This window comes from Streptomyces sp. NPDC088730 (genome assembly GCF_044751215.1).
Taxonomy (GTDB): domain Bacteria; phylum Actinomycetota; class Actinomycetes; order Streptomycetales; family Streptomycetaceae; genus Streptomyces.
In genome coordinates, this window is sequence record NZ_JBIVLK010000005.1 from 337998 (window position 1) to 353843 (window position 15846).

General features: G+C 75.7%; 8 protein-coding genes. All 8 read left to right on the forward strand.

The window, feature by feature from the left end:
• Positions 1 to 23 precede the first annotated feature (23 nt).
• The 8 genes from ACIP89_RS18980 to ACIP89_RS19015 all read left to right on the forward strand — a co-directional run bounded on the left by ACIP89_RS18980 (position 24) and on the right by ACIP89_RS19015 (position 15839).
• Entirely contained in the window at positions 24 to 725 is a 702-nt protein-coding gene (locus tag ACIP89_RS18980; protein WP_401933461.1) for a YciI family protein, read from the forward strand.
• Positions 722 to 1969 (forward strand): RNA polymerase sigma factor, encoded by a 1248-nt coding sequence (locus ACIP89_RS18985; protein ID WP_402115790.1) that lies wholly within the window; start codon positions 722 to 724, stop codon positions 1967 to 1969. Before ACIP89_RS18980 ends, ACIP89_RS18985 begins: the two co-directional genes overlap by 4 nt.
• The gene (locus ACIP89_RS18990) at positions 1966 to 2598 is read left to right on the forward strand and encodes a sugar O-acetyltransferase (protein WP_402115792.1); all 633 of its coding nucleotides are present in this window, start codon (positions 1966 to 1968) and stop codon (positions 2596 to 2598) included. The genes ACIP89_RS18985 and ACIP89_RS18990 overlap by 4 nt, the downstream gene beginning before the upstream one ends.
• A gap of 137 nt (positions 2599 to 2735) precedes the next feature.
• Entirely contained in the window at positions 2736 to 3596 is an 861-nt protein-coding gene (locus tag ACIP89_RS18995) for a DUF4132 domain-containing protein (protein WP_402115793.1), read from the forward strand.
• The gene (locus ACIP89_RS19000; protein WP_402115794.1) at positions 3593 to 8797 is read left to right on the forward strand and encodes a hypothetical protein; all 5205 of its coding nucleotides are present in this window, start codon (positions 3593 to 3595) and stop codon (positions 8795 to 8797) included. Before ACIP89_RS18995 ends, ACIP89_RS19000 begins: the two co-directional genes overlap by 4 nt.
• A complete protein-coding gene (locus ACIP89_RS19005) occupies positions 8794 to 10020 on the forward strand; it encodes an AAA family ATPase (RefSeq protein ID WP_401933474.1) in 1227 nt (408 codons plus the stop codon). The genes ACIP89_RS19000 and ACIP89_RS19005 overlap by 4 nt, the downstream gene beginning before the upstream one ends.
• Positions 10021 to 10023: 3 nt before the next feature.
• Complete coding sequence (locus ACIP89_RS19010; RefSeq protein WP_402115796.1) at positions 10024 to 13932, forward strand: DUF5682 family protein; 3909 nt, start codon at positions 10024 to 10026, stop codon at positions 13930 to 13932.
• Positions 13929 to 15839, forward strand: coding sequence for a hypothetical protein (locus tag ACIP89_RS19015; RefSeq protein ID WP_402115798.1), 1911 nt, complete (start codon positions 13929 to 13931; stop codon positions 15837 to 15839). Before ACIP89_RS19010 ends, ACIP89_RS19015 begins: the two co-directional genes overlap by 4 nt.
• Positions 15840 to 15846: the final 7 nt, after the last annotated feature.

A 15846-nucleotide genomic window follows, 5' to 3' on the forward strand; every position in this document is an offset into this window, starting at 1 on the left:
AAGCGTCCGGAAGGAGAACGGTCATGAAGTACGTGTTGTTCATCGCCACGGACCCCGCGGGGGAGCCGGCCGACGAGAACGTGCGGGCATGGGTCGAGAAGTGGAACGGCCGAGGTGTCCGGGTGGAGGGAATGCCGCTCAAGCCGGCCGACGAGACCAGAACGGTCCGCGTGCGCGGGGACCGGGTTCTGGTCACCGACGGCCCCTTCGCCGAGACGGCCGAGTGGATCGCCGGGTACGACCTCCTGGAGGCCGCCGACCTCGACGAGGCGATCGAGGCCGCCGCCTCGCACCCGATGGCCACCGCCGGGCGCATCGAGGTCCGGCCGGTCGAACCGCCCGGTCTCGGACCCGGCACCGAGAACGTCCCGCACGAGGGCGACGCGCCCGCCTCCCGCTTCCTCGCGATCCTGCGGACGGACCCGGACGCGCCGGCCTTCACCCCCGGACCCGCCGAGGTGGCCGAGTGGGTCCGCGACGGCCTTGCCTCCGGCCGCTACCTGGGCGGTGAGCACCTGCGTCCCGTCCAGGACGCCACCCTCGTACGCCGCCGCGAAGGGGAGTTGCTGATCACCGACGGCGCGTACACGGACGGGCCGGAACGGGTGTCCGGGATCGTGTTCGTGGACGGCGAATGGGAAGAGGCGATCCGCTACCTCGCCCGCTGCCCCATGGCGCGGTCCGGGAGCGTCGAACTGCGTGAGTTCTGGCGCGACGTCCCGTGAGCACCGGGCCGGCGGAGGTGCGGGCGGTGCTGGCGGAGGTGTACCGGGGCGAGTGGGGCGCCGTGTTCGGCACGATCGTGCGTCTGACCGGCGACTGGGAACTGGCCGAGGACTGCGCACAGGAGGCGTTCGCCCGCGCCCTGCCGGCCTGGGAGCGCGAAGGGGTCCCGCGGAGGCCGGGCGCATGGCTGGTGACCGCGGCGCGGCACCGCGCCTTCGACGTACTGCGTCGCGGGACGACCGAGCGCGGCAAGCTGGCCGAAGCCGCCGCGCTCAAGGCGGACCCCGAGCCGCAGCCGCCCGGGGACGAGCGGCTACGGCTGGTGTTCACCTGCTGCCACCCGGCGCTCCCCCTGGAATCCAGGGTCGCGCTGACCCTGCGGGCGGTCAGCGGCCTGACCACCCGCGAGATCGCCCGTGCCTTCCTGGTGGCAGAGGACACCGTGTCGCAACGGATCCTGCGGGCGAAACGCAAGATCGCGGCGGCAGGCATCCCGTACCGGGTGCCGCCGCCCGGCGCACGCGCCGAACGGCTGGACGGGGTACTCGCCGTCATCTACCTCATGTTCACCGAGGGTTACGCGCCGAGTGACGGCAACTCGCAACGCGACAGCCTCGCGGAGGAGGCCGTCCGGCTCGCCCGGCTCGTCGCCGCCGAGGCACCGGACGAGCCGGAGGCGCGGGGGCTGCTCGCGCTGCTGCTGCTCCAGCATTCGAGGCGCGCCGCCCGGTTCGACGCCGACGGCGGGCCGGTCACGCTGGACCGCCAGGACCGCACGCGGTGGGACCACGCCCTCATCGCGGAGGGCGCGGCCCTCGCCCGCGAGGCCGTCGGAGCGGGCGGCCCCTACGGCCTCCAGGCGGCCATCGCCGCGCAGCACGCCCTCGCCCCGACCGCGGCCGCGACCGACTGGGCGGCGATCGTGACGTGGTACGACCGGCTCCTCGCCCTGCGCGCGAACCCGGTGGTCGAGCTCAACCGCGCTGTCGCGGTCGGGATGCACCAGGGCCCGCAGGCACAGCTGGATACCGTGGACGCTCTCGGCGCGTCCAAGAAGCTGGCCGGGAACCACGCCGTGCCCGCGGTCCGCGCGGACGCGCTGCGCCGGCTCGGCCGCACGCGCGAGGCGGCCGGGGTATACCGGACGGCGGAGTCGATCGCCCCGAACGCCGCGATCGCCCGGGAGTACGCCAAGCAGGCCGAAGTACTGGAACAGATGGATGAAGGGAACGTCCCGCTGTGACGCAAGCGCATGAGGACGAAGTGCTCGCCCGGATCGCCGAAGGGCTCGTCTACACCGAGTCGGAAGCGGCTTCGCTGAACTCCGAGCGCCGGGCGGAGCAGATCTTCGACTACAACCACACACCCCCGCGCGAGGAGGAGAGACGCCGGTCGCTGCTCGTCGAGATCCTCGGCTCGGTCGGGGAACGTACGGTGCTGCTGCCGCCGTTCCACGCGGCGTTCGGCAGCAACGTCCACATCGGGGACGACTTCTTCGGGAACGTGAACCTGACGTTCGTCGACGACGTGGACATCCGCATAGGCGACGGCGTCATGATCGCGCCCGGCGTGACGCTGGCCACGACGGGACACCCGGTGCATCCTGCCCGCCGGGTCGACTTCGCGCGGTTCTCCGAACCGATCGTCATCGAGGACAAGGTGTGGATCGGCAGCAACGCGGTGGTCCTGCCGGGTGTGCGCATCGGATACGGGTCGGTCATCGGCGCCGGCAGTGTCGTCAGCCGGGACATCCCCCCGATGACGGTCGCTCTCGGGACACCCTGCCGGGTGGTCCGCGAGATCACCGACGAGGACCTCACCACCCGCCTCGCCGGCCGCCGGCGCCCCCTGCCCTACCGGGAGCCCGGCTGATCGGGCGGAGGTGCCGGGCCCGTTGTCACAGGCGGCGCTTAGAGTCTCTCCCACTCGTCACGGTGCGTTGCCCCTGACGGGTTTCATCGGCGTGCCGCCGGTTCGGCGGCCGTCCGGAGCAATGGGGAGAACAGCGCATGGGGTGGGTTCCGGCGGGCGACTACGAAGTCGCCCTGGAGGCGGGCACGGTGGTCTGCCGCAATGGGAAGGGCCGGCGGCTGAAGTCCGTCCCGGCCAGGTTGAAGGATGATCCGGCGGTCGTCGGACTCCGGCAGTTGACCGAGTGGCTGGAGCAGCACGCGCACCAGTGCCTGACCGACGTCGAGCAGTGGATGGTGCGTTCGCTTCCCGTCCCCACTGCCGTGCTCGCCCGGGTCTGGCCCGACCCGGCGTGGCAGGCGGCCCTGCGGGACGTGGTGGTCACCGGCGTGGACGGCGGAGTCGCCGGATTCCTGCGGGATGTCGACCCCGATCGCGGCCTCGGCCTCGTCGACCTGGACGGCGACACGGTCCGGATCACTCCGGACGTCGTCAGCGTGCCCCACCCCGTCCTCCTCGACGACCTCGACGAGCTGCGGGAGTTCGCGGTCGAGCTGGAGGTGCGCCAGAACGTGGACCAGTTGTTCCGCGAGGTGTGGCGCCGCCCGCCCGGTCTCGCCCCGGACACCACGTCCGTGGACACCTACGCAGGCGGCGTGTTCAAGGAACTGCGCTTCCTGCACGGCCGCGTCACCCAGCTCGGGTACCGCTCGCGCGGCGGATACGCGGTCTGCCCGGTCGTCGAGGACGGCGCCACCACCGAGGCGCGCATCTGGATCGGTGAGCACGACGGATACGACGAGTACGGCACCGAGACGGGCCCCCTGGGCTGGACGGACCCCGCAGGACGCGCGCTGACGGCCGCCGAGGTCGGCCCCGTCGCGTGGTCCGAGGGCCTGCGCATGGCGGCGGCGCTCTACGCCGGACGCGACGTGGCGGACGAGGAGCGAGCGGCATGAGCACCACGACGACGAACACCCACACGGACACGACGGCAGCGCAGGAGGCGTCCCTCCCCGCCCGGACCCGGGGCCCCGCGGCCGGGGCCCGCGCCGCGGCCCTGCTGGACGCGGGCGCGATCCTCCCGGCCGGCACCACGGAACGGGACGACGCCGACGCGCTGACCGCCCGCACCTACACGCACACCGCCCTCGGCGACCGCCCCGTGGTCCGCCTCGTGCCCGGCACCCTCGGCGAAGCCGAGGACCTGGCCCTGGAGTTCCTCGGGCTGGCCCGGTCGGCGCAGGCCCCCGTCGTGGGCCAGGTGCGCCGCGAGGCGCTGGGCTTCCCCGCCTGGGCGCTGGTCAACGACCCGGCCAACGGACACCACGCCCTGGCCCTGGTCAAGGACATCGAGCGGCTGGGCCGGCAGGCCAGGACCCGCGCCGGAGCGGCCAAGGAGGGCTTCGACGCACTCGGCACCCGGCTCGGCCGGGCCGTACCCCACTTCCTCCCCACCTACTACGAGCAGGTCGCGCGCCTCTTCCTCCAGGCCGAGAACACCACCTACGCCGCCTCCTTCTTCGGCAAGGCCCGCGAGGCCGAGCGGGTGCACGGGCTGGTCGTGGACGAGGACCGGCAGCGGGCCGTCTTCCTGGAGTTCGCCTTCGCCGGCGCGCTCACCGTCAAGGCGCTGCGGCAGTACGTACGGGACCTGGTGGCCCGGCTGGAACCGGCGGACGCCTGGGCGCAGTTCCGCCGGCTGCTGGTCGAGCGCTGCGCGGCCGGCGTGCCTCCGTACGCGGCGCTGCCGCAGGACGTGCGCGCGCTGGTCAAGGCCGCCGGCCTGGACCGGGAGGCCGCCGAACGCGAGCTGGTGGCCGACCTGATCGCCGCCCCGGGAGTCGTCCGCGCCCCCGCCTCGTTCTGGGCGGCCTACCGCTCCGCGATCGTCGGCCTCGCCCGACGGGACGAGTCCCTGCGGTCCCGGCTCCTCGGCTTCTTCCCGGAGACCTTCAGCGAGAACGGCCGGGAGAAGGCCGGCGAATCCGACTGGCTGGCCCTGCTGGCCGAGTCCGGCGCCGAGGACCTGCTGACCGGTCTCCCGGACACAGCGGGCCACGCTGCTTCCGACTCCGCCGACTCCGCCGACTCCGCCGACTCCGCCGTGTCCGTCTCCGCCGTCTCCCCGGCGGACTGGCTCGCCCGCTGGGAGGCACACCGCAGGCGTAACCGGGCCACCGCGGGCCGCAGCCCGCAGACCCTCGGCCTGGCCGCCCGGATGGCGGACCGGCTGCGCGCCGACGGGCGCCCCGTCGAACTGTTCCAGGGCCGCTGGCAGCGCAACGCCGACCTGGACCTCCTCGACCTCTGCCTGGCCTCCGGCATCCCCGTCGCCGAACCGGACGAGCAGGACGCGGGCACCAGGCAGGGCCCCGGCATCCCGCTCGGCTCCTGGCTCACCGACACCGCGCCCGGCGCGCGGGACCTCACCGCCGTCCCCGGACACCCGGCCTTCCGCGCCCTTCTGCGCCGGACCGTCGGCGCCCTCGGCCAGGGGCACGGTCAGCGGCTGAGCGACGCAACCCTGGCGAAGCTGGCGGCGCACCCCGTGCTCTCCGGCATCCTGCGGGAGTGGCTGACCGCCTGCGCCGAGGAGTACACGGCCGCACGCGGGCTCCCCGGGCTGCAAGCCGCCCTCAACAAGCTCTCGTTGTTCCGCACCGTCGTCGCGGACGTCGCCCCGGAGGCCGCGCGCCTCCTCAGGGGCCACGATGTCGTGCCGCTGCTCGCGGCCACCCTGCGTACCGGCGTCCTCGACGAACTGGGCTGGCCCGCGCTCGACGCGGTCTACGCCGAACTGGCCGCCGAATCCGCCGCCGTGCCCCGGCGCGGCCACCGGTCGGAGAGTGTCGGCGTCACCGGCGCCTGGCCCGCGCTGATCCTGAACACGCTCGAACGGGCCGTCGTCGTCGGCCCGGAAGGCGTACTGCTGCGGCACACCCTGCGGCTGCCCGCCACCGTCGACCACTGGCGGTCGCTCGCCTTCCGTTACGTCGACGGCGAATTGCTGGTCATCTGGTGGGAGGACGGCAAGCAGCGCGGCTACTGGTCGAACCGCCCCGCCGAACTGTTCACCGTCGGCGGCGAACAGATACCCCGCTGGGGCGGCTCCGGCCCCTCGGACGAGGTCTGCCTGCCCCTGCCCGGCGGCGGCCGCGCCACCGGAGGCAAGGCCCTGCACGCGGGCGACACCTCACTGCCGCCCCAGCGCGCCGTCATCTCCGACGGCACCGGACACTGGCGGGAAGGCCACCAGGGCACGCAACGGGTGTGGCTGGAATACGACCCGGCCGCCGGCACGCACGGCCGGGCGTCCCTGCCCGCCTTCCTCCGCTCCGGAGTACGGGACGGCAGCCGGCTGCTCGCCGAGCACTGCCAGGTGCTGCCCCTCCAGCCCGGTCTGGAGAACACCCCGTTCGGCACGGACGGCACGGTCCTCGGCCGCTGGGTCCGCAGCACGGCCACCGAGCCCGGCACGGCGGCCCCCGCCGACGGGCACCGGATCGTCGCGGGCACCCCCGACGGCCACACGGTCACCCTGCCGCACCCGCTGCCGGACGGCGGATTCCCGGTGCCGCTCGGCGCACTCACCCTGCCCGGCGGGTCACGGCCCCTCATGGCCCTGTACCACCGCTCGGTCGCGGCGCACCCGGCGGACACGGACGGCGCCGGCGGCAGCCTGTGGTCCGTCACCACCGGCTCCTCCGGCGGGAACGACGCGGCGGGCACCCCCTATGTGCCTCCCGTCGCCTACTGGCACGCGCTGCGCCCGAGGGACGAGCGGGGCTCCACCGCCCTGCGGAACCTGACGGACTCCCGGGCGGAGGAGCTCTTCGAGGAGGTCGCCGCCGCGGTCGCCCGGCACCTGGAGGCGTTCCGGGCCGCCGAGGAGTACACCGGGCCCTCGTCGCGGGAGCTGAGCGAGGAGGCCATCGCCCGGGTGCTGCCCGAGGTGTCCGACGTACGGCTCCTCGCGGGCGTCACCGCCGTCGTCCGGGCCGCGGTGGACCGCGCCGTAGCGGCCGCCCGGTACCTGGAACCGCCCGAGCCCGCGCAGCCGGCCACGCCCCGGGACACCGCACGCGTCCAGGGCATGTTCTTCGAACACGAGCCCGAGCACGGCGACGACACGACCCTGCAGACCGCCTCCGCCTGGAACTCGGAGCGGATGCGCGGCGGCTGGTGGGGAGCCGGCAGGCGGTGGACCGTGATCCGGCAGGTCCTCGCCGTCAACCACGTTTTCGGCGGCGAGCCGGCGTTCGGCCCGGCCATCACGTCCAAGGTCCCCTTCACCCCGGTGGACGGCTGGCAGCGGGACGAGTACACCGTGCCCAGCGAATCCCTGACCTGGACCTCCCTCCTCGACAACCTGCCCGAACTGGCCTACCGGGCCGCCTCCGCGACCACCTCCCCCGAGCACCGCACCGCGCTCCTCGTCTTCCTGGAGACCCTGGCCGCAGGCCCGCTGGCAGACCCGGCGGGCACGGTCCGGCAGGTGGAGCTCGTCGAGCCGTTCGGCGCGGGGACATCCGCGCCGGGACGCCCCGAGGCCGTGCACCGCCTCGGCCAGGTGCTGCGCAGGGGCACCCGCACCGTCGTCGTCCTCGCCCACCGCGGCCGGAACTACCGGAGCGACGCGGAACGCTGGCTCGCGCTGGACCACGACCCGACCGGCGCCTTCGGTCCGGTGCCCGGCTTCACCCTGGACCACGAACACGTATACCGGCACGGCATCGCCCGGGACCGGCTCACCCGGCTCATCGCCCTGGTGCGGGAGCAGGGCCCGGCACCCTGGCGTCCGGAGGCCGCGGAGGCGTTCCACACGGCCACCGGAATCGGCGCGCTCCAGTCCCTCGCCCTGCTCTCCGCGGCCATCGGGGAGCCCGGCGCGGAGGCGCTCACGCTGCTCGGGGCGAAGACACGTGCCTTTGAAGCGGCCCAGGACAGGCTGGACGCGCTGCCCCGCGACGACCGGCACGCCCTGCTCCGGGCACTGCTGCCCGCGGACCCCGCCGAGCTGTGGTCCACGGGCCCCGACGTCCCGGCCGCCACCGAGGTCTGGCAGGAGCGCCTCGCCTCCCTCGTCCGCGTCCCCGAGGAACTGGACCTGGACCTCTCGGGCACCACCCCGGGCGCCGTCGAGCTGATCCTCAACGCGGGCTCCCGGGCCTGGCTCGCCCACGGCACCGATGTGGAGGACGGCACCGGCCGCCCGGCCCTGCGCCGGGTGGGCGCACGCGGTGCGGTCTCCACGGCCCTCACCGCCCTGCGCGCCCTCGCCTACACGCTGCCGTACGGACACCCGTTGCGGGCGCACCTGCCCACCGGGCTCGCGGCCCTGCGCGGCCGGCTAGCCGACCCGGGCCTGGTGCTGGACCTCGGCCTGGACTGGACCGAGTCGGGGCACTCGGTCGGCCCCGTGATCCGCGCCGCTCATGGCCTCCCCGAATCCGGCGGCGCCGGCCCGGACGGGCTGGTCAGGGCCGGCAACGCGCTGCTCCTGGCCCCCGGCCACGGCGACAGCGAGAAGGTGCTGATCCGCCCGGCCGGACTGGCCGGTCCCGACGATCCGGCGTTCGGCCTCGTCGAGGGCACCGTCGGCGAACACGGCACCGGCGATCTGCTCGCCCTGCGCGCGCTGCTGGGCGGGGAGGCCGACGCGTTGGCGTCCGCGGGCGCCCCCGACGGCTCCCCGCACCACCCGGCCCAGGACCCGACGCGTGCGGTGCCGGACCTGGTGGCCGAGACGGCCGAGACCCTCGGCCTGAGCGCGGACGCGGCCGCCCTCTACCTGATGCTCCTCGCCCTGCCCGACCCGACGGACCGCAACTGCGTCCGCTGGACCGGGTGGAAGCCGGCCCGGGTCAAGAAGGCCCGCACGGAACTCGCCGCCACCGGCCTCGTCGTGGAGGCGAAGCGCTCCCGGGCCGGCCGCACCCTGTTCCTCCCCTGCGGCTGGCTCGAACGCGGAGCCCCCGGACTGCCGCTGGAGACCTGGAAGGAACGCCTGTACCCCGTGGCAGGGGCCACCCGGACCCTGCCCCACCTCCCCGTGCCCGCGCTGTTCGCAGCCGCCTGGGAACGGGTCCGCGGCGGCGACGCCCCGGCCTTCGAGGAACTGGACACCCGCGCACCCCGGAAGGGCCGCCGCCGATGACGAACGACACCACGACCACCACCGTGGACAGCACCACGACGAGCGGCGCCCCGGACCGGGCGACGGCGCCCGGCCGGGAACACCGCCAGGTCACGCCGCCCGAGGACCGGTACGCCACCGAGCTGGCCTTCCTCGCGGCCCACGACTCCGGGCCCCGCCCACCCGGCTGGCTGCTCACCCCGCGCGCCGTCGTCGCCTTCGTGATGGGCAGCGCGGGCGAGGCACTGAGCCTGCCGAAGGGCGCGAAAGCGGGCGCCGGGGTGCCCCGCCGACTGGTGATCGAGCAGAAGTTCGTCGGCGAGCGCGCCCTGGTCGAACGGTGCGTGGTCACCCTCGCCGGAGAGCGCGGACTCCTCCTCGTGGGGGAACCCGGCACCGCCAAGTCCATGCTCTCCGAGCTGCTGTCGGCGGCCGTCTGCGGGACCAGCGCGCTCACCGTGCAGGGCACCGCGGGCACCACGGAGGACCAGCTCAAGTACGGCTGGAACTACGCGCTGCTGCTCGCCCAGGGCCCCACCCAGCAGGCCCTGGTGCCCTCCCCGGTACTCGCCGCGATGACCCGGGGGGCCGTCGCCCGGGTCGAGGAGGTCACCCGCTGCCTGCCGGAGGTCCAGGACGCCCTGGTCTCCCTGCTCTCCGAGCGGCGGATCGCGGTCCCCGAACTCGCGGGCGGTGAGGGCTCCCAGGTGCACGCCGCCCCCGGGTTCACCCTCATCGCCACCGCCAACCTGCGGGACAAGGGCGTCTCCGAGATGTCCGCCGCGCTGAAGCGGCGCTTCAACTTCGAGACCGTGGGCCCCATCGGGGACGTGGACGCCGAGACCGCGCTCGTCCGGCGCCAGTCGAGGGCGGCCGTCGAACGCGTGGGCGCCGCGTTCCAGGTGGACGACGCGGTCCTCGAAGCCCTCGTCACCGCCTTCCGGGACCTGCGCGAGGGCCGCTCCGTGGAGGGCTGGGAGGTCGAGCGTCCCTCCACGGTGATGAGCACGGCGGAGGCGGTCTCCGTGGCGGGTGCCCTGGGCCTGGCCGCCGCCTACTTCCCCGGCGACCGGGACGTGCTCTCCCTCCTGCCCGGCCATCTGCTCGGTGTCGTCCGGAAGGACGACCCCGCCGACGCGGCCCGGCTGCTGGGGTACTGGGACGGGCCGGTGCGCAGACGCGCGGAGCAGGGAGCGGCCACCTGGCGTGCCCTGTGGGACCTGCGCGCGGTGCTGGAGAACTGACGGATGAGCGAGTCGACCAACCCCGGGACGCGGTCCGCCGCGGAGGCGTCGCCCGGCATCGAGAAGCAGTGCGCCGCGGAGGCGTCGGCCGGCGCCGAGAAGCGGTCCGCCACGGAGGCGCGGCCCACCGCGGAGGTGCCGCCCGCCACCCCGGAGGAGGCGGTGGCGGCCCTCGCGGCGGCCGGGCCCGGGTTGCCGTTCCTGATCGGGGTGCGCCACCACGCGCCCTCGCTGGCGGCCGCCCTCCCGGCCCTGCTGGACGCGGCGGCCCCCGATGTCCTCCTCGTCGAACTGCCCGCCGAGTTCCAGCCCTGGCTGGGCTGGCTCGCCCACGAGGAGACCGAGGCTCCGGTGGCGCTGGCCGCCGTGCCCGCCGACGGGCAGGAAGCAGGGACGGCAGGCGAACGGGGGCCCGCCTTCTACCCGTTCGCGGACTTCTCGCCCGAACTGGCTGCGCTGCGCTGGGCGGCGAGAAACGGCGTCCCCGCGGTGGCCTGCGATCTGCCGCTGGCCGACCGGGCGTGGGCGGCGGACGGCCCGGACACCGCCGCCCCGGTCCCGGGCGCCGACTCCGTACCCACACCCGGGGAGGGGCTCGGGCTGTCCGACGCGCTCCGGACCCGGCTCACCGGCCGGGACGGGGACGACCTGTGGGACCGGCTGGTAGAGGCCCTCGCGCCCGGCTCGACACCCGAGGCGCTCCGCCGTGCCGCCCTGCTCACCGGCTGGGCGCTGCGCCACGAGTCCGAGGCGCGCGGCGGGGCGCACCGCACCGACCTGGCGCGCGAGGCATGGATGCGCGGACATGTCGCGCGGGCCCTGGCGGACGGGCAACGGCCCGCCGTGGTGGTGGGGGCCTTCCACGCCCCGGCGCTGCTGCCGTCCGCCACCGGGGTCACCGGAAATCCCGTACCGCGGTCCGAGCCGGACGCGTCCGGCTCGTCCGGTCCCGGCGTGGACGGCCATGCGAACGGCCATGCGGACGCCGCCGCGGGGACGTCGGCCTGCACGGTCTCCCTGATCCCGTACACGTACCCGCTGCTCGACTCACGGTCCGGCTACCCGGCCGGCATCCGGGACCCGGAGTGGCAGCACACCGTCCTGGACGCCGCCGGGGACCCGGCCGCGCTGCACGAGGCGCTGATCCGCGCCGCGGTCCGGATCTGCGCCGAACTCCGCGTGCAGGGCCACCCCTACGGCCCGGCGGACGGCCGGGAGATCGTCCGGGTCGCCGGTGACCTGGCCCGGCTGCGCGAGCTGCCCGCCCCCGGCCGCGGCGAACTCCTGGAAGCCGTGCAGACGGTGCTGGGGCGCGGCGAGACCTACGGCACGGGCCGCGCCGTCGCCCTGGCCCTCGAACGCGTACTCGTCGGAGCCCGCACCGGACGCCCCGCGCCCGCCGCCCCGCGCAGCGGCCTGGGCCCCGCGGTCGAGGCGGAGACCGCTGCGCTCGCCCTCCCCGGCCCCGAGGACGCGCACGAGAGGACAGCGCGCGACCTCCGGCTCGACCCGGCGCGCTCCACCCTCGACCGGCGCCGCGAACTGCTGCTGCGCAGGCTGACGGTGTGCGGCATCCCGTACGCGCAGGAGCAGGAGGTGACCGGCGCGGCGGGCACCGAAGGACTCACGACGCGCTGGCAGGTGCGGTGGACCCCGGCGACGGCCGCGATGCTCACCGCGGCAGGGGTCCGTGGCGTCACCCCGGCCCAGGCGGCCGAGGGTGTGCTGCGGCAGCGGCACGCGGCGGAGCGCGCGGTGGACGGTCCGACGGCCGCGCAGGTCGTCCGGGGCCTCACGGAGGCCGCCGGGTGCGGGCTTCCCGCGCTGGCCGGCGAACGGCTGACGGAACTGGCGGCCGTACTCCCCGCGAGCGGCACCCTTCCCGAACTCCTCGGCGGGCTCGACCTGCTGGACCGCATCGAAGCCGGCCATCTGCCGGGCCTGACCGGGTCCGACGACCACTCGGCTCCGGACACCACCGCCGCCCGTGCGGCCCGCACCGCGCACGCGGCCGAACTCCTGACCTCGGCCGCGGTCCGCCAGGTCGACGGCCTGACCGGCTCGGAGGAGCCCGAGGACGCGCGGGCGCTGCTCGAACTGTCCCAGCGGGCCGACCGGGTGGGCGGCATCCGGCTCACCGCCGCCCTCGCCCGGCTGGCCGCCGACGGAACGCCGTTGATCGCCGCGGCCGCCGGAGCGGTCAGGGTGCTCACGGGCCACGAAGAGGCCGAGAGCTTCGGAGGGCGCGTCGCCTCCTGGGTGGACGGAGCCGTGGACGGCGCGTCCCGGGCCGCGCTCACCGCCCGCCTCACCGGCGTCCTGACGGTGGCGGGCCCGCTCCTGACCGTCGGCGTCGGTGCCCTGGACCCGTTGCTGCACCGGGTGGTCGAGCTGGACGACACCGCGTTCCTGGCCCGGCTGCCGGCCCTGCGCGGTGGCTTCGACACGCTGAGCCCGGCCGCCCGGGACCGGCTGCTGGACACCGTCGAGGAGCGGCTGGGCGAACGGGTGGACGACCTCGACGCGGACGACCCGGCCGAGCTGGCCCGCCGGACGGCCGCCGACCTCGCGGCCCGCGAGCTCCTGACCGGCCTCGGCCTGCCCGTCCCGCCACCCGCGCACGACGACGGCCTCCCACCGCGGTCCGTCGGCCGCCCCACCGCAACGCGCCCCACCACCGGAGCCGCCACCGAGACAGCCCCAGCGCCCGCTACCGAGGCAGCTCCCGTGCCCGCCCCAGGGCGCGCTACCGAGGCAGTCCTCGCCCCCGCCTCCGGGACAGCCCCCGCACGGACCCTCGCGCCCGCCGACCGGTGGCGGCTCGTGCTAGGCCGCCGCTCGGAGCGGCTGCCGTCCGGGGCCGCCCGACTGGCGACCGCTCTGGACGAGCTCTACGGCGCGGGACGCGGCGAGGGGTCCCGCGGCGGCCTGCCCGGTCCCGGCCAAGGGGGCGGCTCGCGCGGCGGCCGGGAACCGTCGTTCCCCGGTGTCCGCGAGTGGTCCGAGGAACTGGCCGCGCTGTTCGGCCCCGGCATCCGCGAGGAGGTCCTCGCCGCCGCGGCCGGGACAGGCCGGCAGGACGTCCTCGCTGCACTCGACCCGGCGGCCGCCACCCCCTCCGTGGAACTGCTCAGGACGATCCTTCGTTACGCGGGCGGCCTCCCCGAGGCCCGCCTCGCGGCGCTCCGCCCCTTGGTCCGCCGCCTGGTCGACGAACTGACCCGGCAGCTCGCCACCCGGCTGCGCCCCGCCCTCACCGGTGCGATGACGGCCCGGCCCACCCGCCGCCCCGGTGGCAGGCTGGACCTGCCGCGCACGCTGCGCGCCAATCTGGCCACCGCCCGCCGGACGGCCGACGGAACGGTCCGGGTGATCCCGGAGAAGCCGGTGTTCCGCAGCCGCGCCCGCCGGTCGGCCGACTGGCGCCTGATCCTGGTCACCGACGTCTCCGGATCCATGGAGGCCTCCACGATCTGGTCCGCGCTGACCGCCTCCGTGCTCGCCGGGGTGCCGACCCTGAGCACCCACTTCCTGGCCTTCTCCACGGAGGTCGTCGACCTCACCGGCCATGTGCACGACCCGCTCTCCCTCCTGCTGGAGGTGAGCGTGGGCGGGGGCACACACATCGCCGCCGGGCTGCGGCACGCGCGCAGCCTGATCGAAGTGCCCAGCCGCACCCTCGTCGTCGTGATCAGCGACTTCGAGGAGGGCGCGCCGCTCGGCGGACTGCTGGCCGAGGTGCGGGCCCTGGTGACCACCGGCTGCCACGTCCTCGGGTGCGCCAGCCTCGACGACACCGGCCGGCCCCGCTACTCGACGGGCGTCGCCGGGCAGCTCGTGGCCGCCGGCATGCCCGTGGCGGCCCTCAGCCCACTCGAACTGGCCCGCTGGATAGGGGAGAAGACCGCATGACCGCCGTTCAGTTGCCACCCGTCGCACCGGAGGTCACGGCCACGCTGGTGGAGGACCTCTCGCCCCGGCTGCGCAAGCGGCTGGATGCGGCGGTCACCAAACTCGGCGCCCGCCCGGCACACCGCGACGGAGACACGGTGACGATCGCGGTCGACGACGAGAGCGAGTTGCGCCTGCACGCGCCGGGCGGTGTGGTGGCGACCGCGGACGCCATCACCTGCGGCTGCCTCCTCGCCCCCGCATGCGTCCACCGCGCGGCCGCCGCCTGCGCCGCTCCCATGGCGGACCCGGCGCCGGAGCCCGCCGACCGTCCCGCAGAACCGGCCCCCGAACCGGCACCCGGGACGGACTCCGCCCCGACCGCCGACCCCACCCCGGCCGCCGCCTCTGTCCCCACCTCCACCGGCACCCCCGTCTCCGCCTCCACCTCCACTGCCACCCCGGCCTCCGTCCCCTCCTCGTCCGTCACCCCCGACTCCGCCGCCTCGCCCGAGGTGGCGAGTCCCGCCCAGCGTGGAGCGGCCGACGCGCTGTGGTCGGCGGGCGCCGCCGTGCTGGAGGCCGGTGTCGACGGGGCCGGTGCCGTCACCCAGGCGGCCCTCCTGCGCGCCGCGCACACCGCCCGGCTCCGGCAACTGCCGCGTGCCGCGGGCGCCGCGCTGTCCGTCGTCACGCTGCTGCGCGCGGCCCGCGCCGGGGACCCGTCCTACCGCACCGCGGAGCTCGTCACCGCGCTGGCCGAACTCCTGGGCACCGCGCACCGGGTGGGGAGGACGTCCGGGGCGGAGCTGGCCGCTGTCAGAGGCCGGGCCCGGCGTCCGTACAGCCCGGACGGCGCGCTGCGCCTGTACGGCTTGTTCACCGAACCCGTGGTCACGGACTCGGGGCACGGCGGCGTCCGCACCTGGGTCGCCGGATCCGACGGCCGCCTCTGCACGGTCGGCGACGTGGCGCCCGGCGGCGTAGGGCGCGCTCTGGGCGTGGCCGACCGGGCGGTGCGGCTGGGGGACAGCGCGCTCACCCATCGGGAGCTGGGCCGGGCCGGACTGGCGGTTTCGGGGGCCACGGTCTCACCGGACGGCAGACTGGGCGCCGGGAAGGGGGTCAAGGCGGTGACCGCTCGGGGCGCGGCGTGGACGGAGCTGCCGCTCGCCGCCCTGTGGGAGCCGTCGGCCTCCGAGCAGGCCGCCCGCGCCCTGCGGTCCACCTCCCGCTACGCGGACCCGGACGGCGGCGGCAGCGATCTGCTCTTCCTGGACGTCGAACTCCTGGGCGCCGTGAGGGAGTCCGGCGGCACCTGCCTGCTCGCGCTGTGCGAAGGAGGCATACCCGTCCGGCTCACCGCCGCCGACGACGATCCCGCGCTGGCCCACCGCGACAACCTGACGCTGCTGGCCGCGGCGCCGGGGGCCCGGCTGCGGATCATCGGCCGCCTGGTGCCCGCTCCTCACCCCCGGCTCACCCTGCTCGCCTGCTCGCACCCCACCGGCGAGGGGACGGTCGACCTCGGCCTCGACCGCCTGCGCCGCGCCGACCTCCCGGACCCGGTCGCCTCCGTCCACCTCGCCCCGCACCAGTCCGGAGACTCCGGCGCGCAGTCGCCCCTGTACCTCCTGGAGCGCCGGGTCGAGCAGACGGTCCCGGCGGGCCGGGCCGCCCTCGGCCTGCTCGGTGACGTCACCGCCGAGACCCGCCGCATCAGCCGCGCGGGCCTCCACACGGCCGCCGGGCTGCTGACCGCGCTGTGCGCCTCTGCGGCTCAACGCGACCGGGACCACTTCGGCCGCCTCCTGCCTGCCGACACCGACGGCTTCGCCATGTACTGGCTCACCGCCGCCCGTTACACGGCTGCCGTGTCCGAGTCCCTGTGTGCGGCAGCCTGGGAAGCCCCACGGCTCGCCGGCTGAACGCCGT

Bases quoted from the DNA above. Each gene is read 5' to 3' on its own strand.
- ACIP89_RS18980 (WP_401933461.1), top strand. From the start codon at position 24: ATGAAGTACGTGTTGTTCATCGCCACGGACCCCGCGGGGGAGCCGGCC.
- ACIP89_RS18995 (WP_402115793.1), top strand. From the start codon at position 2,736: ATGGGGTGGGTTCCGGCGGGCGACTACGAAGTCGCCCTGGAGGCGGGC.
- ACIP89_RS19000 (WP_402115794.1), top strand. From the start codon at position 3,593: ATGAGCACCACGACGACGAACACCCACACGGACACGACGGCAGCGCAG.
- ACIP89_RS19005 (WP_401933474.1), top strand. From the start codon at position 8,794: ATGACGAACGACACCACGACCACCACCGTGGACAGCACCACGACGAGC.
- ACIP89_RS19010 (WP_402115796.1), top strand. From the start codon at position 10,024: ATGAGCGAGTCGACCAACCCCGGGACGCGGTCCGCCGCGGAGGCGTCG.
- ACIP89_RS19015 (WP_402115798.1), top strand. From the start codon at position 13,929: ATGACCGCCGTTCAGTTGCCACCCGTCGCACCGGAGGTCACGGCCACG.